19 protein-coding genes are annotated in these 17,573 nt (G+C 45.6%); 2 read left to right on the top strand and 17 right to left on the bottom strand.

The features are described 5' to 3' along the window. Positions 1-22 precede the first annotated feature (22 nt). From RZO55_RS01170 to RZO55_RS01150, 5 genes are read right to left on the bottom strand one after another with little or no spacing between them, the layout of a single operon-like run. A complete protein-coding gene (locus RZO55_RS01170) occupies positions 23-856 on the bottom strand; it encodes a beta-keto acid cleavage family enzyme (RefSeq protein WP_318062473.1) in 834 nt (277 codons plus the stop codon). A gap of 1 nt (position 857) precedes the next feature. After that, positions 858-1,793, bottom strand: coding sequence for a cyclase family protein (locus RZO55_RS01165; RefSeq protein ID WP_318062472.1), 936 nt, complete (start codon positions 1,791-1,793; stop codon positions 858-860). A gap of 59 nt (positions 1,794-1,852) precedes the next feature. Beyond that, positions 1,853-2,641: an SDR family NAD(P)-dependent oxidoreductase gene (locus tag RZO55_RS01160; RefSeq protein ID WP_318062471.1), complete on the bottom strand. Its 789-nt coding sequence runs from the start codon at positions 2,639-2,641 to the stop codon at positions 1,853-1,855. 15 nt (positions 2,642-2,656) lie between these two features. Next, entirely contained in the window at positions 2,657-3,004 is a 348-nt protein-coding gene (locus RZO55_RS01155; protein ID WP_318062470.1) for a cupin domain-containing protein, read from the bottom strand. Between the two features lie 34 nt (positions 3,005-3,038). Then, positions 3,039-3,983: a 3-hydroxyacyl-CoA dehydrogenase family protein gene (locus tag RZO55_RS01150; RefSeq protein ID WP_318062469.1), complete on the bottom strand. Its 945-nt coding sequence runs from the start codon at positions 3,981-3,983 to the stop codon at positions 3,039-3,041. A 237-nt stretch (positions 3,984-4,220) separates the two neighbouring features. Between RZO55_RS01150 and RZO55_RS01145 the strand changes: the two genes are divergently transcribed. Next, a complete protein-coding gene (locus RZO55_RS01145) occupies positions 4,221-5,123 on the top strand; it encodes a LysR family transcriptional regulator (RefSeq protein WP_318062468.1) in 903 nt (300 codons plus the stop codon). A 338-nt stretch (positions 5,124-5,461) separates the two neighbouring features. Here RZO55_RS01145 and RZO55_RS01140 read toward each other — a convergent pair whose 3' ends face one another. The 9 genes from RZO55_RS01140 to RZO55_RS01100 are packed head-to-tail and all read right to left on the bottom strand — an operon-like array spanning position 5,462 to position 14,134. Continuing rightward, positions 5,462-6,523, bottom strand: coding sequence for an electron transfer flavoprotein subunit alpha/FixB family protein (locus RZO55_RS01140; RefSeq protein ID WP_318062531.1), 1,062 nt, complete (start codon positions 6,521-6,523; stop codon positions 5,462-5,464). 25 nt (positions 6,524-6,548) lie between these two features. Next, on the bottom strand, positions 6,549-7,331 hold the full coding sequence (locus tag RZO55_RS01135) for an electron transfer flavoprotein subunit beta/FixA family protein (RefSeq protein ID WP_318062467.1): 783 nt from the start codon (positions 7,329-7,331) through the stop codon (positions 6,549-6,551). A 12-nt stretch (positions 7,332-7,343) separates the two neighbouring features. Next, positions 7,344-8,495 (bottom strand): acyl-CoA dehydrogenase family protein, encoded by a 1,152-nt coding sequence (locus RZO55_RS01130; RefSeq protein WP_318062466.1) that lies wholly within the window; start codon positions 8,493-8,495, stop codon positions 7,344-7,346. A 45-nt stretch (positions 8,496-8,540) separates the two neighbouring features. Beyond that, positions 8,541-9,992 (bottom strand): AMP-binding protein, encoded by a 1,452-nt coding sequence (locus RZO55_RS01125; RefSeq protein WP_318062465.1) that lies wholly within the window; start codon positions 9,990-9,992, stop codon positions 8,541-8,543. Next, entirely contained in the window at positions 9,976-11,166 is a 1,191-nt protein-coding gene (locus tag RZO55_RS01120; RefSeq protein ID WP_318062464.1) for an acyl-CoA reductase, read from the bottom strand. The genes RZO55_RS01125 and RZO55_RS01120 overlap by 17 nt, the downstream gene beginning before the upstream one ends. Next, on the bottom strand, positions 11,156-12,226 hold the full coding sequence (locus RZO55_RS01115) for a LuxE/PaaK family acyltransferase (protein ID WP_318062463.1): 1,071 nt from the start codon (positions 12,224-12,226) through the stop codon (positions 11,156-11,158). The genes RZO55_RS01120 and RZO55_RS01115 overlap by 11 nt, the downstream gene beginning before the upstream one ends. 44 nt (positions 12,227-12,270) lie before the next feature. Further along, positions 12,271-12,507 (bottom strand): acyl carrier protein, encoded by a 237-nt coding sequence (locus RZO55_RS01110; protein WP_318062462.1) that lies wholly within the window; start codon positions 12,505-12,507, stop codon positions 12,271-12,273. Continuing rightward, complete coding sequence (locus RZO55_RS01105; protein ID WP_318062461.1) at positions 12,485-13,225, bottom strand: MaoC family dehydratase; 741 nt, start codon at positions 13,223-13,225, stop codon at positions 12,485-12,487. Before RZO55_RS01105 ends, RZO55_RS01110 begins: the two co-directional genes overlap by 23 nt. A gap of 18 nt (positions 13,226-13,243) precedes the next feature. Then, complete coding sequence (locus RZO55_RS01100; protein ID WP_318062460.1) at positions 13,244-14,134, bottom strand: LysR family transcriptional regulator; 891 nt, start codon at positions 14,132-14,134, stop codon at positions 13,244-13,246. A gap of 114 nt (positions 14,135-14,248) precedes the next feature. On the opposite strand from RZO55_RS01100, the gene RZO55_RS01095 reads away from it, so the two are divergent. Further along, positions 14,249-14,536 carry a NifU family protein gene (locus tag RZO55_RS01095; RefSeq protein ID WP_318062459.1) on the top strand — a complete coding sequence of 96 codons (288 nt, stop codon included), beginning with the start codon at positions 14,249-14,251 and terminating at the stop codon, positions 14,534-14,536. Between the two features lie 35 nt (positions 14,537-14,571). On the opposite strand, the gene RZO55_RS01090 is transcribed toward RZO55_RS01095, so the two are convergent. The 3 genes from RZO55_RS01090 to RZO55_RS01080 are packed head-to-tail and all read right to left on the bottom strand — an operon-like array spanning position 14,572 to position 17,553. Further along, the gene (locus RZO55_RS01090) at positions 14,572-14,904 is read right to left on the bottom strand and encodes a hypothetical protein (RefSeq protein WP_318062458.1); all 333 of its coding nucleotides are present in this window, start codon (positions 14,902-14,904) and stop codon (positions 14,572-14,574) included. A 21-nt stretch (positions 14,905-14,925) separates the two neighbouring features. Beyond that, positions 14,926-16,233, bottom strand: a complete 1,308-nt coding sequence (locus RZO55_RS01085; RefSeq protein WP_318062457.1) for an acetyl-CoA hydrolase/transferase family protein — start codon at positions 16,231-16,233, stop codon at positions 14,926-14,928. Positions 16,234-16,236: 3 nt separating this feature from the next. Beyond that, a complete protein-coding gene (locus tag RZO55_RS01080) occupies positions 16,237-17,553 on the bottom strand; it encodes an acetyl-CoA hydrolase/transferase family protein (RefSeq protein ID WP_318062456.1) in 1,317 nt (438 codons plus the stop codon). Between the last annotated feature and the right edge of the window lie 20 nt (positions 17,554-17,573).

Genomic DNA, 17,573 nt, shown 5'->3' with positions numbered 1-17,573 from the left:
TGTTCCCTCTTTCCTGCCCTTGCTATACCCCAAGTATCTGTCTTGCTTCCTCTGGTGTGGCAACCTCTTTGCCGAATTCATGGATGATGCGCTTTGCCCGTTCCACAAATTCCACATTGGACTTTGCCAGTTCACCTTTGCTGTACATAATGTTATCTTCCATTCCCACACGGATATTTCCCCCAAGTGCCAGCGCAGTGTATAGAATGGGAAGGTGACCTTTCCCGATCCCAAGCGCACTCCAGGTGGAACCTTCTGGAACCAGATTTTTTAAATAGACCAGGTTTTCTACGGTAGCAGGCATTCCTCCTGCCGCACCTAATACGAACTGAAAATGGAGAGGGGCTTTTAAGACGCCTTTTTTTAAGTAATAAAGGGCATTGTAGATCATACCCACATCGAAAATTTCAATTTCAGGCTTTACACCTGCTTCCTGCATGGCATTGCCAAGTTTCTCTAGAAAAGCAGGGCTGTTTTCAAACACGCAGTTATTCTGCCAGTTCATGGAACCGCAGTCATAAGAAGCCAGCTCCGGTTTTAATTCTTTAAAGGGTCTGATTCTTACTTCATCGTCCAATCCGATCCCTCCGGAGGTTGTTAAATTTAAGACAATATCACAATCCTCTTTGGCTCGGATGAGACGGACAGTCTCTTCGAATTTATTGTAATCCATGGAAGCTTTCGACTCGTCATCTCTTACGTGTATGTGTGCCATGGAAGCCCCAGCTTTATAACAGGCGTAAACCTCCTGCGCGATCTCTTCGGGCTGAATCGGCACATAGGGGGTAATTTCCTTTGTGGGCCAAGCGCCCGTAGTGGCTACGGTCAGAATTACCTTATTGCTCAAATCTCCCATATTAAAATCCTCCATACTGATAGGTTCTTTCCGGAACATCGTTTAAATCGTCCTCATCGATTTCTGCCACGCACCGTGCCATGGAACCGTCACCTAAGTGCCAGCGGAGAGGGAAGCAGTAGAAACGGAACCGTTTTCCAGAAACTTTATCTAAGTTGCCGCCTAAGTTCTCTACGCCCACAATTCCGTGTCCCAGCATCTCCTTATGGCATGGCTCCCATGTCCCCCAGCAGCCGATTGCTTCCAGTTCACCGAATTTCTTGTCATAAGCTTCCTGGCCGTGAAGTCTGATGTATAATTCTTTATCAAATTCCGCATAGGCCTCCTCACCGAATTTCTCAATATATTCTTCGGTGATGGGTCTTCCGGAAGCACCCAGTAAATTCATTCTTGTCATGCCGTTGTTGCCCATGGCTGTGTGAAGGGGATGGTCTAATGCCTGCATATCCATAGCGACACATTTTACCTTGTGCTCCACAAACCATTTTCCAGCCTCAATGCCTGTGCCGCAGGAATAGTGGTAATATTCCTTGGAATCGTCAAATTTGCGGTGCATTCCGGTGTTTAAGCAGACAATCATGCCCTCCAGTTCTTCCGGTTTGATATTGGCTCTCTCACATGCATCTTCTAAATGCTTTCCTGTAATAAGCCCCCATGCCTCGATTTCAATTTCCAGACAGATGGCATCTCCGGTATAAGCATCTACAGGCATCTCATGGGTATATCGGGCACGTTTTCCGTCAAATTCCTTCTCCATGACATGTCTCGGTGCATCGCAGTGAGTTCCGGTATGCATGGTGCATCCTATGTATTGGGTTAAAACACCGCCCTTTGCAAGGGAATGTTTATTGTCAATGACCGGCTTGTCAAAATATGGCCAGCGGGGAATATCTGCACTGAATGGATGGGTTAAGTCTACGAATACTTTCTTGCTCATGGGTGTTTACCTCCGTAATCAACTTTATATTTTTGTATGTTCAAATGGTTTAGCCGCAATTAATTGGCCCAATATCCGCCGTCTGTGGCCACATTGGCACCCGTCATGAAATCGCTTGCCATTGATGCCAGAAAAATGCACGGCCCCACGAAATCTTCCGGCTCGCCCAGACGTCCGATGGGAAGGCGCTTCAAGAAATTCTGGTAAACAGCGCTTTCCGGGTCAAACATCCATTCGGTTAAATCAGAGCGGAACACGGTGGGATTGATTGTGTTCACATTGATGTGGTATTTTGCGGTCCACTCACAAGCCAGAGACTGGGCCATTAAGTCAATTCCGCCTTTTGCGGTACAGTAGCCTGTGTAATTTGCCATACCCATCTTGGAGCGGGCTGAGGAAACCATAATAACCTTTCCACCTTTGCCCTGATTTATCATCTGCTCACCCACGTATTTGCAAAAGAGCCAGGTTCCCTGAACATCAGAATCCATAATCTGCTTCCATGTGGATAAATCCTGTTCGACTATGGGCTGAGGCTTGTTGTATCCTGCCGCTGTTACCAGCACATTGATTTCCCCAAATGCCTTGACGGTATCGTTGACCACCTTAATCACATCTGCTTCCACAGCCGGGTCCCCTGTAGAATATCCGCACTGAATGCCCCGTGCTTCTAACTCCTCACAAAGCGCCCTGCAGGTTTCTTCCTTGCGGCCTGTGACCATGACTTTCATTCCTGCCAGACCGTAACCGATTGACACTGCCTTTCCAAGAGCTCCTGTGGCTCCCGTCACAAGGGCAACCTTGCCGGACACGTCAAATAAATTTCCCATAAATTCCTTGTTTACCATATGGATCTCTTCCTCCTACTCCGGATAATTGATGATGACCAGCATACTTGCCGGACGGTTGGATTCATTGACTAAATAGCGTCCTTCATTGGGCTGGAAGGAAATGCTTTCGTTCTGATGAATGACATACCTGGTTCCGGCTTTGTCCGTCACCGTTATTTCTCCTTCCAGGACGTAATATACCTTCTCTAAGGGATTGTCTTCATAGGCATATTCTGCCCCGCCTCCCGGCAAAAAGGTGGACAGCCCCATCCAAAACTTCCTGGCTCCTGTCTCTTCTTTCCCATGAATCCTCATAGCCGTCATACCGAAATGGCCTGGGGCATTGTAGCTTTTTAATTCTTCCAGCGTTCTCTTTATCATTATTTCCCCTCCGTTTTATATGTGTTTGCTGTGTTTAATCGTAATTCTTACTGGCTTGCAACTGCCGGATTAACCGTTTATGGAACTGGTTCTGAATCTCCTGCTTTTCCTGCTCCGGATAAGCAAAGAACCCTTCTCCGGTCTTAAAACCCAGTTTGCCTTCCATGACCTTTTCCCGTAGAAGCGGGCTTGCCTGCGCTGATCGGTCCATAACAGCTAACAGGTTATCCCCGACGGTGCACCAGATGTCCAGCCCGCCGAAGTCGGTTACCTCAAGCTGACCGGTGGTGGCATACCGGAATGCAGGGCCATATTTTAAAGCAGCATCAATATCTATGGGATCAGCTGCTCCCATTTCCATGAGAGAAAATACCTCTCTTGCGATACCCTGCTGGATTCGGTTGGCTAAAAGTCCTGGAATGTCCTTTTTCACCTTTGCAGGCCTTTTTTCGATGGATCGGTAAAGATCCTCCACCTCCTTGTAGCGGCTTTCCGTCATGTTTCCGAAAAATGACAGCTCTACCAGCGGAATTAAATGGGCCGGATTATACCAGTGGCATACCATGACCCTGGACTTATCCTTTTCCTCTAATTTTGCGGTTAAGTCGGAAAATGCGATGCTTGAAGTGTTGCTGGCGATGATGGCATCTGCCGGAGAGTACTTCATGAGGTTTTCAAAAAGCTGCTGCTTTAAATCCAGTCTTTCCGGAATGGCTTCAATAATATAATCTGCATCCTTTACAGCGAGCTCCAGATCATGAAAGGTCTCGATTCTGACCAAAGATTTTTCTATATCGACCGGCTCAATCAGCCCCTCCTCCTGGAGAAGTTTATACTGTTTTCTGATTTTTTCCTTACAGGTATTGCGTACCTCTTCAAAGCTTTCATAAACGGAAACAGGATATCCATATAGTGCAAAGCACCCCGCTATGGCATGTCCCATGGTTCCAGCTCCTATCACAGCGATATTTCGAATCACATGTAACACCTTCTCTCTTTACAAATTGTGACAATGATTGATATTCATCTCATTTTGCTTTTGTAAATCCAGTGTATCATTTTTTTGATTTTATAATAAATTGATAATTTTTATTACTGTAATAGTAATTTTTCATGCAATATAATTATTGATTTTTGAATTAAGGAGATTTTTATTAAAATTTATGATATATTAGATCTGTAAAAATGAGTTTTTTTAGTAAAATGGAGAGTATAGATGAACCTTTTTCAATTAGAATATTTTATTGTCCTAGCCGAAACCCTCAGCTACACGAAGGCTTCCCAACAGCTTCACATCACCCAGCCGACGTTAAGTAAGCTGGTCATTAACTTAGAGCACTCAATCGGTTCCCAGCTTTTCATTCGAAACAAAAGGGAGGTAAAACTGACTCCAACCGGAAAGATTTTTTACCACGAAATCAGAAAGATACTTCACGCTTATGATTCTGCCGTAATAAAAGTAAAAGACATGGAAAATGGGACAACAGGAGTCATTAGCATCGGGCTTTTAGGAACTGCCCTTGTCCATCATTTTCCCAAGCTGATCAAGCGGTTCCATGAGCTTCACCCAACCATCAAGGTGAACCCCATGGACTATACCTACGATTACATTATGGAAACCTTAACAAGCGGTCAGATTGATGTTGCCATCTTACCAGATATAGAAATTGACTGCCCGCCTCAGTTTATAAAAAAGACCGTTTTCACAGACCATATGTGCGTGGTACTGCCTCAAAACCACAAATTTTCAGAGTTAAAATCTGTTTCTCTTACCATGATAAAGGACGAGCCATTTATACATATGGACCCTAAGTATTCCAGGACTGACCATAATTTAATTGACAACATCTATTCCCAGGAGGGCTTTTCTACCAACACGGTTTATGAGGCCAACTCTCTGATTAATATGATGCTTATGGTAGACTGCCAGCTGGGCATTTCCCTTCTCGCCAGCCATATGAAGCAGTTTGCAAATGATACCGTGCGTTTTGTTCCTCTGATAGGTTTTGAAAATTATTTTAAAGTAATATGTCTTTATAACAGGGAATCAAATGATTGTATTGAGAAGTTACTGGAAGTGGCTGATGAATATTTTAACAGCTGTAGCAACCGGGAATAGCCATTGGTTGCTAAATGCTGCATAATGCAATTCATAACTTATTGATGCAGTCAATAGATGAATTTACCTTTTAGGTAAACCAGTATAAAAGAAACAGCAGGCACAAATCCTGCTGCCTGCTGTTCCTTATTTATAAATTACGATTTTTAATTACGACAATTATGGTTCCCAGAATGATGATGATTCCACTTACCAACAGGACCGTGGAAGTAACTGGACTTGGCTTTCCGCAAATCCATTTCATCATTTCTGCTTGCCCCTTTTGTTTTGATTATTTCAAGTACTTTGTAATAAGTATACCAAACTGTTGGAGCTTTGACCAGTCAGTACATGTTTTTCTATTTTATAAAAGCAAAATGGGCTGTTACTTTTTCATTCTGAATCTTTTTTATCAGCTCCGGTACAATCTTTTTCCAGTCTCCGACAATCCCATAGTCCGCCACATCAAAAATAGGAGCTGTTTCGTCCTTATTGACAGCAATTATAATATCAGATTCTTCCATTCCGGCCACATGCTGGATTGCTCCTGAAATACCAATGGCAAAATACACATTTGGCCTCACCGTCTTTCCGGTCTGTCCTACCTGCATATCCTTGGGCTTCCAGCCGGCATCTACAACCGCGCGGGAGCAGCTGACCTGACCATTAAGCGCTAAAGCCAGTTCTTCCAGTAAACCAAAATTTTCAGGTCCGCCAATGCCCCTTCCACCTGACACCAGTATTTTAGCATCCATGATGTCGGCACACTCTGCTGCTGATTTTACAATATCCAGTATCTCAACATATTTTTGATCGGGTGTGAATCCAGGATCAAATTCTTCCACAATTGCCTTCCTGCCTTTTATGGGCGTGATTGCCTGCATCACACCGGGGCGCACCGTAGCCATCTGGGGACGGTGATTGGGGCATGCAATGGTGGCTATGGTGTTGCCGCCAAAGGCCGGGCGGGTCATTAAAAGCTGGTTATGTTTTTGCTCTCTGCCCGCCACCGGATTCAGAGGAAAATCCCCGATCTCCAGTTTGGTACAGTCTGCAGTAAGCCCGGTAGCAACTCTGGCTGAAACTCGTGGTCCCAGGTCCCGGCCAATTGCAGTCGCGCCCACCAATACAATCTCCGGTTTGTATTTCTCTATCACACCGGCCAGCGCATGGGTATATGGTTCTGTCATATACTCCTTTAACGCCGGATTATCAACCACGATGACATGATCCGCCCCATATTCAGCCAGTTCCTCTGCCATCTGTTTTACACCGGAGCCTAACAGGACCGCCGTCACATCTGTCCCTAAACGTTTTGCCAGTTCCCCTGCTTCGCCTAACAGTTCAAGTGCAATCCTGCAGATCTGATTATCCACCTGCTGGGCAAATATGTATACACCCTTATATTCCTCTAAACCCATTTTATTCACCACTTTTCTTTCCATATTAGATGATATGTCTTTCTCTAAGTTTGTTCACAATATAATCAACAGATTCCGGCACCTCCAGATTCACAACCTCTCCAGCACCCTTTCTCACTTTATCTGATGCCTTTGCGATCTGGGTGGGGGAACCTTTCAGACCAAGATTGCTGTCGTCAACCTCTTTTAAATCCTGCCTTCCCCACACGGTAATCTCTGCAGCATAGGCATCGAATATGCCTCCCGGTGTCATATACCGGGGAACGTTTAACTCCGAGAGAGCAGTAATCAGACATGGCATCTTTGCCCTGAGCAGATGATAACGGTCCTCAAACTGGCGCTCTGCAATTACATATTCTCCATCTATCCTTAAATTCTGTACATAGGATATGACCGGGATATCAAGGTGCTCGGATATCTGCGGTCCCACCTGGGCAGTGTCTCCGTCGATGGCCTGACGCCCGGTGAGAATCAGATCATAATCAAGTCTTCTAAGCGCTCCTGCCAATGTGGAGGATGTAGCCCATGTATCAGCTCCTCCCAGTACCCTGTCTGTGACAAGAATGCCGTTGTCTGCCCCCATTGCCAGGGCTTCTCGCAGGACCTCATCTGCTTTTGGCAGACCCATGGTAATTACGGTCACTTTTGCACCGTACTGGTCTTTTAATTTGAGAGCTGCTTCAAGTCCTGCCTTATCATCCGGATTCATAATTGCCAGCATGGCACTTCTGTCAAGGGTGCCATCCTGATTAAATTTTACACCGCCCTTTGTATCAGGCACCTGTTTTATGCAAACAACAATATTCACTATGTATCCTCCTTATTTCAGAACATCGCTGGAAATCACCATAAGCTGTACCTCGCTGGTTCCCTCGTATATCTCTGTTATTTTCGCATCCCGCATCATTCTTTCCACGTCATATTCGCGGATATATCCATAACCGCCGTGGAGCTGAACCGCTTTTTCCGTCACTTCCATTGCAGTCTTTGCAGCATACAATTTTGCCTTTGCCGCTTCCACACTATATATTTTCTGGGTTTCCTTTGCCAGAGCTGCTTTGTATACAAGCATTTTGGCAGCCTCAATCCTGGTTGCCATATCCGCCAGCTGAAACTGGGTATTCTGGAACTGTCCCAGCGTACGGCCGAACTGCTTTCTCTCTTTGACATATTTCACTGCTGATTCAAAAGCCCCTTCTGCAAGACCAAGTGCCTGAGCGGCAATGCCGATCCTTCCGCCGTCCAGTGTATGCATGGCAATACCAAATCCCTTGCCTTTCATTCCCAAAAGGTTTTCCTTTGGTATCCTGCATTCATCAAATATCAGCTCATAGGTCGCAGAGCCGCGGATACCCATCTTTTTTTCTTTGGTTCCAAACGAAAAGCCTGGTGTCCCTTTTTCCACAATAAAGGCTGATATCTCCTTCGATTTTTTTCCTCTCTTTTCAACAGTTCCAGTAACCGCTATGACGATGTAAACATCTGCTTCCTTTCCATTAGTGATAAAGCACTTAGAACCGCTAAGCACCCACTCTTCTCCGTCCAGAAACGCTTTCGTCTGTTGCCCCTGGGCATCGGTTCCAGCCCCCGGTTCTGTCAGTGCAAACGCTCCAAGCTTCCTGCCTGCCGCCAGGTCTGGTATGTAGGTTCGCTTCTGCTCCTCTGTCCCGTATGTAAGAATGGGATCAATACACAGGGAGGTATGGGCCGATAAGATTACCGCAGTGGTACCGCATGCCTTTGCCAGTTCTTCCACGCACATGATATACGACAGTACATCACAGCCCTGTCCGCCATACTCTTTTGGAACCGGTATTCCCATCAAACCGCATCTGGCCATCTTTTCAACAGTTTCTCTGGGAAATATTTCCTTCTCATCCACCTCATGTGCCATTGGCTTCACCTCATTTTCAGTGAAACTTCTGTACAGAGATTGTGCCAGAAGATGTTTTCTTGATAAACTAAAATCCATATCCTGTTTCTCCTTTTACACTCCGGCATCAATGCCGTTATTTACTTACTCCCTGTTATTAGCTGCTGTTTCCAATTCTTTATACAGGGTTTTTCCCGATTCATTTTTAGGAATCTGATCCACACACCTTACGGATGCTGCCCTGCTTCTGATTCCCGTTACGCGGTATAAGTAATCAAGAATCTCCCCGCCGGCGTCTGGTATGAGATAATCTGTAAAAATCACAAGCTTATCATCGCTTCCCACACATGCAAAATCAATTTCTTCATACTGTTCCTTCAAAAGATGCTCCACTTCATCCAGATTCACCCTGCTGCCGGATACTTTAATAAAGCGCTTTTTTCTTCCTGTTATATAGTAATACCCGTCAATGTCCCGGCTGGCAATATCCCCGGTATGCAGTACTCCCTTCCATTCATCCGGTTTTATAAGATCGTCTTTACCGCAGGCATAGCCAAGCGCTACATTCTTCCCCTGATACACCAGTTCCCCCGATACGTCAGGCTTTGTGATTTCACTCCCCTGTTCATCCTCCAGCCAGAATCTGCCGCCAGGTATGGCAAATCCCATACTGCCGCACTTCTCCAGAGATTTTGAGGCGGGAAGATATCCCATTCTCGCCGTCGCTTCTGTCTGTCCGTACATAACAATCAATTTCCTGTTGGTCCGTTCTGCGTAAAGGGCAAATTCTTTGTGCAGACCAGGCGGCAGCTTACCACCTGCCTGGGTCATGGTTTTTAAATCCGGCAGATCCATATCCATGAACCCAATCCGTTTTAAAATCTGATAGGTATAAGGTACACCGCCCAATGATGAAGCTTTCCTCTTCCTTGCAAACTCCCAGAAGGGCGGTTCCAGAACTCCAGAAGTGGTGAGCAAAAGTGTACAGCCCATTAAAACATGGCTGTTAATAATGGACAGTCCGTATGTATAATTCATGGGCAGCGTGGTAATCGGCCTCTCATTTTCGTTAATCTCCAGATAGGAGACAATGGACTGTGCATTGGCATCAATATTTTCGCTGCTCTGCCTGACCAGTTTGGGGCTTCCAGTGCTTCCTGATGTAGTCAAAAGAAGGGACAGCTGAAAAAACAGAGATGGCGGCAGTTTTTCATTTCTTTTGCAAAGGCAGTATCCGCCATACTGCCATATCATTTCGCCGTCTTCTATCTTCGCGGTACAGGCCTCCGGAACATACAAAAATTCCGGGTGATATTCCCTTATGAGACTATTTAAAAGGCTGGGGTGGATATGACTGTCCAGCATCAGAGGGACAATACCTGTTTTCAGGCAGCCGAGATAACCAAGCAATGATTCTACGGTATTTTCACAGAGAATAAAAATCAGCTTTTTTCCTCCGGCCTTTCCGTACAGTTCTCCGGAAAAATCATTGAATTGGCCATATGTGACACTTCTGCCCTTGTCATCCATAGCCAGAACTCTGTCAGCATACAACTTTTCCTTATCAAATAAGCGCACCTCACACCTCTCTTCCAATCTGCCTGGACAGCACAGCAATGAAATCCTGCCCATCCCATATGGGATCCATATCCGCTGCCCGTCCAACCGGTACGATTCGGTGAACCCCTAAAAGATGATTCCTTATTATAAAATCCATTAACTCCTGTTCTTCTATTCCATAGTATGTAAGGGTCTGCAAGCGGCTTGAGGCCAGCTGGCTGACGGCTTTCCTCCAATCTCCCTGATATTCAAAAAACAAACCAAAGAGACCGCGAAGCTTATCAGGGCATAAGGGAATGCTGGGCAGCCTGATTGTGTACAGGCAGTTTTTGTAACGGCTGATTCCAATTTCCCCTTCCAGTATCATGGCATATCTGCACAGCAGTTCATATTTGACCATTGCTTTATTGGCTGTCAGGTCATATGACAGGGCTTCCTTAGCAACAGCATTCCACCAGCGCACTCTGATTTTTTCTGTTTCTACTGATTCCTGCTCCTGATCCCATATAATAAACCGGGGGCTGGAACAGGCATTCTGATCCAGGAGATAGGTGTCATTATAAAACCGGTGAGCCAGATTCTTCAGCTCATCTTCCATCATAGAGCCTATCTGCACAGGATTCAGTATGCACATGGAAAACCGTTCCGGAAAATTCAGCTGCACTGCATCCGGTCTTATGGGCACAGACCTGATTTCCGATATGGTACGGTCACTTCCCCAGACCACACAACCCTCACAGCCTGAAAGCATCTCCCTGACTATCAGGGAATCTCTCTGACTGGAAAAGACACAGATCCGCCTCCTCATCCCCCTGTATTCATGCCGCTTAAGAAGACGCTCCATAATACGGCACAGGATTATATCCTGTTCCTGGCTTTTTAATGAGATGCGGACGGAGCAGCTGTTTCCTGCCAGCAATCCCATGACCAGGCTGTATCCAAACAATACCGGAACATTGGAGGCTGGTATATGAAAAATGATCCCCCGCCCCAGACGGGACCTCCCATCCCAGTACCTTTTTTTTAATTCCTCCATATGAGATGTGCGGCACCAGAATCCAAAGGCGGCCAGAAGCTCAAACTGTTTTTTCTCCCTGCGTATCTCACAGGACAGCGCTCCCAGAAACTTAATTACCGGCCCGGAAAAAGGTTCTGACGGTTTTGTCTCCGGGTTTCTTACCCCTGCCAGAATCACTGCTTCATCCTTCATAAGTATCACTGCACCCCCTGACCTGGGCCTGTTTGATTCTCCCCGTCACTTTAAAATATTTCCCCAGACGTCCGCACAGACAGTCATCCCCCCCTATGATAATCCCCTCATCCTCAGTAAGAATGGAATGTCCCGGATAGGACCGCGGCAGGGGGGATAAAACCTGAATGATTCCTTTTTCCCCGAATTCACAAGGAGTAAAATCAACCGGTCTTCTCGTTATGATATCCGAATAAACACTGGCATGAAGATTCCCGCATGGACATTCCATGTAAATGCAGCCTGTCTGTTCGGCCATTCCATAATAATTATGGATACGGCTTATTCCTGTCACCGAACAGATACGCGTTTTAAACTCTTCCTGAGAAACCGACTGGCTTATGAGTTTCTTCCAGCCTCCTCCATGGATAAGAACTGCATTGTTAAGTTCCAGCTTCTTCCCCTGTATGGCAAGAGCCTTATAAAAGTACTTCCAGATTATATAGGTAAAACCAAACACCAGAATTTTTTTCTCTTTATACTGTTTAAGGAATGCTTCCACAGCCTCCATATCCAATTCCATATCACTGGTAAGTGCATAACATATCCTGGAAGAAAAAATAGAAAAGCCCAGTATTCCGGCACCTCTTGCAGAAAACAGCTCCCTGTTTTTAAGCACATCCGGACTGTCGATTACAAGAAGCGGAAGCCGTTCACCTCCAAAGAAATCCTCCCCTATACTGGCCAGGGCATGCTGCTGGTATCCTGCAGTTTCCGTATCCAGAAAAATCTTTGATACCTCCTGTCCGTTTGTTCCGGAAGAGGTCATGGTCTTAAATACATCAGCCGGAGGAACGCTTATCAGTTCCATATCCTTAAACAGGCCAACTGGCAGCATAGGGATCTCTTCCTCCTTCATGTTTCCTGAAGGAATTTTCAGGGCTTTTAACAGCTTCTCATACGGCAGGCAGTGCTGCCTGTGGTATTCGGTCAGTTCTGTCATCCATTGACTGTACAATTCCCTTTTTTCCACCCTGCCAAGAGAATATGGCTTCCTTGCCAGAATCATTTCATAATTCATATCTGTCTTCCCCTTTTCATGAAACACTCCGCTGGTCTGGGACGTTAAATAATAACACCATATTTTTTCAGAACTTCTTTTCCTTTCTCATAAGAAGAAAAATCCATTACATCTGCGGTATTAAGGTGAATATCAAATGTCTCTTCTAAATCTGTAACCAGATCCATATGTCCCATGGAGTCCCATGAACGAATTCCCCTGTACTTAAGCTCCTCTAAATCTTCCTTTTTAACTCTTAAATCTTTTATAAACAACTGGTCATATTTTTCTAAATTCGTCATTGTCTGCTTCCTTTCCCCCTGCTGCTATGAATAATTGCTTCTTCATCATCTGACTGCTGCGGGATGTCAGTACCCGTTCCCCCTTCTGATTTCTTAAGGTTCCGCGAAATAAGCCCACATAACAGTCCTCCCGTTCCTCGTAAGAGACAAATTCCACCGTTAATTCTATCATGTCTCCCTGATAAACCGGGCGGATAAATCTGGTGGTGTGTTCCATATACAAAGTGCCGCTGCCAGGAAGCTCAGATCCCATGACGGCTGATACAAGAGAATCCAGAAACATACCATGAACCGGAGGACATTTAAATCCGGCCCTCTCTGCGTAAGCGGGATCCAGATGCAGCAGGCTCTCATCTCCTGTAAGCTCTGCAAAGCACTGTACATCCGCCTTTGTTATCAGCCGCCGTCTCACCGCTTTCTCATGCAGATGGAGAATTTTCTTTTTCCTGGAGCCAGATGCGCCTCCCTGTATCTCCTGTTCCAGACGCAAAAAACCTGCTTCATCCCATAGAAACACTACCTTTGTGCAGTTTATCAGACCGCTTACATCTGCGCATCTGCGGCTGCAGCCGCAGACTACCATCCAGATGTCGCATACAGCAGATGTGTCTGATATGACATATTCATGCCCGGGATTGGCTTCCCTGAACTTACTGACCCGGCTGCTTCTGTCATAGAGAGGATTGCAGCCTCCACAGAATTTAATCCCTATTCTCATAGTATCCTCCGCCCTGTTCTAATCCTGGGATTCCAGCATACACTGCAGTTTTTTTGCAGCCGCACTCAAAGGCCGTCTGCTGTCACTGACGATACATATATCCCGCTGGGGGATTTTCTCATACAGGTTTATCTCCACAATTTCCCCCTTTTCAACCAACGGCCGGGCAAATTCCTCTGGTACAAACCCGATTCCAAGATTCTTAAGTATAATCGGGAGGATAAGATCAATAGACGCCACCTCAATGGAAGGGCGCATGGTCAGGCCGCAGGACCGGTAAAAATCCTGAAAAAACTGAAATGTGGTGGTATTTTCAGACATTGTTATAAGGGGAAGTTTTTCCACCTCTTCCAGATATACAACCCGGTCCTGGTACTCTTTGTAGATAGGGCCGCCCACCAGTACGCTGTTAAAATCCTTAACCTTCACCACCTTTAAAGACTGTTCATGGTCAAAGGGTGAGGTGATAATGGCAAGATCAATCTTTCCGGCTTTCAATTCATTGAGTGTCTGGGGCGTATTATAGTTAAAGATATTTAATTTCACTTTAAGATACTGCTCCTGGAACTGCTTTAAACTGGCTACCAGGTAAGAAAGCATAGCCATCTGAGTAGCGCCCACGTTGATATATTCATGCTGTTCCCCAAGGTGTTCCCGCAGTTTTTCCTCCCCCTGTATCAGCTGCTGGCAGGCGGGCGCAACATAGCTGTAGAGCAGCTCTCCTTCCGCAGTCAGGGTAACCCCTTTTCTGGACCGGATAAACAGCTTGCACCCCAGTAAATTCTCCAGATTATGCATGCAGTATGTCACGGATGGCTGGCTGGTCACCAGGGCATTGGCAGCCCTGGTAAGATTTTTATACTTTGCTACGTAATAAAAAATTTTATAATGTTCAAAATTTGCAGTCATACCACTACTTCTTTCTCATTATTTTTTATGTTTATCCATCAAATTTTCATATCATGGCGTCAATTGACAAACTGCCTGCCCGCTGTTAAACTACAAAGCAAAGGAGGGTTTACAATGGAAGCCACAATTCAACAAATAGAAGCTGTCCTGGATGCAAACGTGCGTCCGGCACTGGCTGAGCATCATGGTAATGTAATGATACATAGCCTGGAGGATCATATATTAAAAGTAAGGTTAACCGGGAAATGTTCCGGCTGCCCTGCTGCACATAGTACCAATGAGGAACTGATTACCGCAGAAATCCGGACTGCATTTCCTTCTATCCTTGATGTCATTCTGATAGAAGAAATCAATCCTGAATTAACCTTAATGGCCCATAAGATTTTAAATCATCAGATCTAGCGGCATATGAGCGCCGGCTTATGACAACAGCCATATCAGGATAAGCCGGCAGCTTCTCCCTCTCTTTCTTTATCAAGTTTTATATTTCTTACATAAAGCCACATATCAAAAGATATCTCAACAAAATTCAGTACATAGAAGAACCATGACAGAAGAAACAGCCAGTCATATGAGACTGCATAGTGGTATTGCAAAAATTTCCTTGCTATGCCAAAGATATAACCAAGCCATATAAAAAACTCAAACTGAAGGCTTTTGCCTTTGGCAGTTCTTGATTTGTACGATTTGTAAACAGAAAACGGCCAGGATAAACCAAACCCGATGATCATAAGTGTTTCCAGCAGATCTGAGATCATTGTTACATTCATATAGTACCCCCTTGTACTTTGTTATAGTGCTTCCCCAAAACGCCTCTCAAATTCCTCTGACAGATCATCCCGAAACGCAGGTGCTGCGATATTAATTAAAGCCCTTGCCCTTGCCCTTAAGGATTTTCCTTTTAAGTGTGCAACCCCATACTCGGTCACAATATAATCCACATCATTCCTGCTTGTAGTCACAGCCGCCCCCTGGGTCAGAAAGGGAACAATCTTAGATATGGTCCCTCCCTTGGTGGTAGCTCCGAAGGCAATGATTGACCTTCCGCCTTTGGAGGCGGAGGCTCCCCTTACAAAATCCATCTGTCCGCCCACCGCTGAGTACTGCTTCAGTCCGATTGTCTCCGCACAGACCTGCCCCATCAGATCCGTCTGCAGGGCAGAGTTAATGGATACCACATTGTCATTCTGGCTGATGATGAACGGGTCATTGACGTAACTTACCGGTTTCATACAGATAGCCGGATTATCGTTGACAAATTCATACAGCTGCTTTGTCCCCATCATAAAGGTGATGACCATTCTTCCTTTATCAATATTTTTCCTTTTCCCTGTAATTGCCCCTGTCTCATACAGGTCCATTAACCCGTCGGATATCATCTCAGAATGGATTCCTAAATCCTTCTTGTCCCCTAGAAATTTAAGCACTGCATCGGGTATTGCACCGATTCCAAGCTGCAGGCAGTCCCCGTCATGTACCAGCTCTGCTATATTAGCGCCTATTTTCTCCTCCACTTCTCCGATAACCGGGCGGCCGTGTTCGTGGATTGGTTCGTGACTCTCTACAATTGCTTCCAGATTGCTGACATGGATGAAATTATCCCCCATCACTCTGGGCATGTTAGGGTTTACTGCACCGATTACCTTTGTTCCGGGGCGCTCCCCTGCTTCCTTTGCAAAATCGCAGGACAGTCCATAGCTGCAATAACCATGCTCATCCGGTTCAGACAATGTTACAAGGAATACCTGTGCAGGATCCATATTGGTTACATAGTCTGGTATGCGGTTAAAGAATACAGGAACAAAATCTCCTTTTCCCTCTGCAACGTAATTCCTGCTGCGTGCGCCTATGAACAGGGAGGAGTATTTAAAATGCTTATCCAGACCCGGTTCGAAAAATTTGCAGGCTCCCATGTCATGCTGCTGGACAATATGTATATCCCTTAAATCCTTTTCCACCGCATAATCCACCATAGCATTCACAAGTCCATCCGGTTCGGCAGCTGCATGGCCGATCAGAACCGTATCTCCTGAATGGATTACCTTTACAGCCTCCTGAGGGGTTTTTAATTTTGAAGCGTAAATTTCTCTCCAGTTCATACACTAAACCTCCTTATATTTTTCGGCAAAACGTCTCTGGAATTCTTCTGCAAGTTCATCCCGAAACTGGGGTGCCGCAATGCTAATCAGCTGCCTTGCCCTCTCCCTGAGCGTATTGCCTTTCATCTTAGCAATTCCATGCTCCGTAACAATATAGTCAACATCATTTCTGGAGGTAGTTACCGTTCCTCCCTGGGTCAGATATGGCACAATCCTGGAAACCGTTCCCTTTTTAGCAGTGGAAGGGAATGCAAGGATGGACCTGCCGCCTTTTGAGAAGGAAGCTCCCCTGATAAAGTCCACCTGCCCGCCGATTCCGGAAAACTGTTTTAAGCCCATGGCCTCGGAGCACGCCTCTCCCATCAGGTTCACCTCAACCGATGAGTTGATGGATACCATATTATCATTCTGACCAATTATGATTGGATGATTGACATAGTCCACAGGTGCCATGTAGACACTGGGGTTATCATCCGCAAAATCATACAGTCTGCGGCTGCCCATAAGGAATGACACGACTATTTTCCCTCTGTTAAAATTCTTGGCGGCACAGTTGATCACGCCTTTTTCATATAAATCAATGACACCGTCTGATATCATTTCTGAATGAATACCCAGATCTTTCTTATTATCTAGGAATTTAAGCACGGCATCCGGAATTGCTCCGATTCCCAGCTGCAGACAGTCCCCATCATTTACCATGGAAGCTATATGTTTCCCGATTGCCATCTCCACATCTCCTATTTCCGGAAGAGCAAGCTCTGGTATGGGGGTGTCATCTTCTACAATCACATCGATATCTGATACATGGATAAAGCTGTCTCCCAGAGTTCTCGGCATATTGGTATTTACTGCAGCAACTACCTTAGCGTCCTCTACTTCGGCTGCTGGTTTTGTATAGTCACAGGACACGCCGAAACTGCAGTATCCATGCTCATCCGGCAGGGATAAGGTTACAAAAACCACATCCGGTTTTTTTGTGCTGCGGTAAAATTCCGGTGTCTGATAAAAATAGCATGGAGTGAAATCTCCCCTCCCGCTGTTGACACAGTCTCTGGTCTTTGCTCCAAGAAACAGACTGTTTTCCCGGAAATGTTTCTCCATGCCGGGCTGTGCATAAAGGGAATGCCCCATATCCACCTGCTGGTAAATCTCTATCTTTCTTAAATCAGCCTGCACCGCATACTGGGTCATTGCATCCACCAGCTTTATGGGTTCACCTACCGCATGGCCAATCACCACTTTGTCACCGGATTTAACTACCTTAACAGCCTCTTTTAATGGCTTTAATTTTGAAGTATATATCTCTCTCCAATTCATACCTGTGTTAACCTCCCTCT

This window comes from Clostridium boliviensis, assembly GCF_033342255.1.
Classification (GTDB): Bacteria; Bacillota; Clostridia; order Lachnospirales; family Lachnospiraceae; genus Lacrimispora; species Lacrimispora boliviensis.
The sequence above is the reverse complement of the archived record's forward strand: the minus strand, read 5'-3'. Positions and strand labels throughout refer to the sequence as shown.

Excerpts from the sequence above, each read along its gene's own strand:
- RZO55_RS01170 (WP_318062473.1), bottom strand. The coding sequence starts at position 856 with ATGGGAGATTTGAGCAATAAGGTAATTCTGACCGTAGCCACTACGGGC.
- RZO55_RS01165 (WP_318062472.1), bottom strand. The coding sequence starts at position 1,793 with ATGAGCAAGAAAGTATTCGTAGACTTAACCCATCCATTCAGTGCAGAT.
- RZO55_RS01160 (WP_318062471.1), bottom strand. The coding sequence starts at position 2,641 with ATGGTAAACAAGGAATTTATGGGAAATTTATTTGACGTGTCCGGCAAG.
- RZO55_RS01155 (WP_318062470.1), bottom strand. The coding sequence starts at position 3,004 with ATGATAAAGAGAACGCTGGAAGAATTAAAAAGCTACAATGCCCCAGGC.
- RZO55_RS01145 (WP_318062468.1), top strand. The coding sequence starts at position 4,221 with ATGAACCTTTTTCAATTAGAATATTTTATTGTCCTAGCCGAAACCCTC.
- RZO55_RS01140 (WP_318062531.1), bottom strand. The coding sequence starts at position 6,523 with ATGGGTTTAGAGGAATATAAGGGTGTATACATATTTGCCCAGCAGGTG.
- RZO55_RS01130 (WP_318062466.1), bottom strand. The coding sequence starts at position 8,495 with ATGGATTTTAGTTTATCAAGAAAACATCTTCTGGCACAATCTCTGTAC.
- RZO55_RS01120 (WP_318062464.1), bottom strand. The coding sequence starts at position 11,166 with ATGAAGGATGAAGCAGTGATTCTGGCAGGGGTAAGAAACCCGGAGACA.
- RZO55_RS01115 (WP_318062463.1), bottom strand. The coding sequence starts at position 12,226 with ATGAATTATGAAATGATTCTGGCAAGGAAGCCATATTCTCTTGGCAGG.
- RZO55_RS01110 (WP_318062462.1), bottom strand. The coding sequence starts at position 12,507 with ATGACGAATTTAGAAAAATATGACCAGTTGTTTATAAAAGATTTAAGA.
- RZO55_RS01105 (WP_318062461.1), bottom strand. The coding sequence starts at position 13,225 with ATGAGAATAGGGATTAAATTCTGTGGAGGCTGCAATCCTCTCTATGAC.
- RZO55_RS01100 (WP_318062460.1), bottom strand. The coding sequence starts at position 14,134 with ATGACTGCAAATTTTGAACATTATAAAATTTTTTATTACGTAGCAAAG.
- RZO55_RS01095 (WP_318062459.1), top strand. The coding sequence starts at position 14,249 with ATGGAAGCCACAATTCAACAAATAGAAGCTGTCCTGGATGCAAACGTG.
- RZO55_RS01090 (WP_318062458.1), bottom strand. The coding sequence starts at position 14,904 with ATGAATGTAACAATGATCTCAGATCTGCTGGAAACACTTATGATCATC.
- RZO55_RS01085 (WP_318062457.1), bottom strand. The coding sequence starts at position 16,233 with ATGAACTGGAGAGAAATTTACGCTTCAAAATTAAAAACCCCTCAGGAG.
- RZO55_RS01080 (WP_318062456.1), bottom strand. The coding sequence starts at position 17,553 with ATGAATTGGAGAGAGATATATACTTCAAAATTAAAGCCATTAAAAGAG.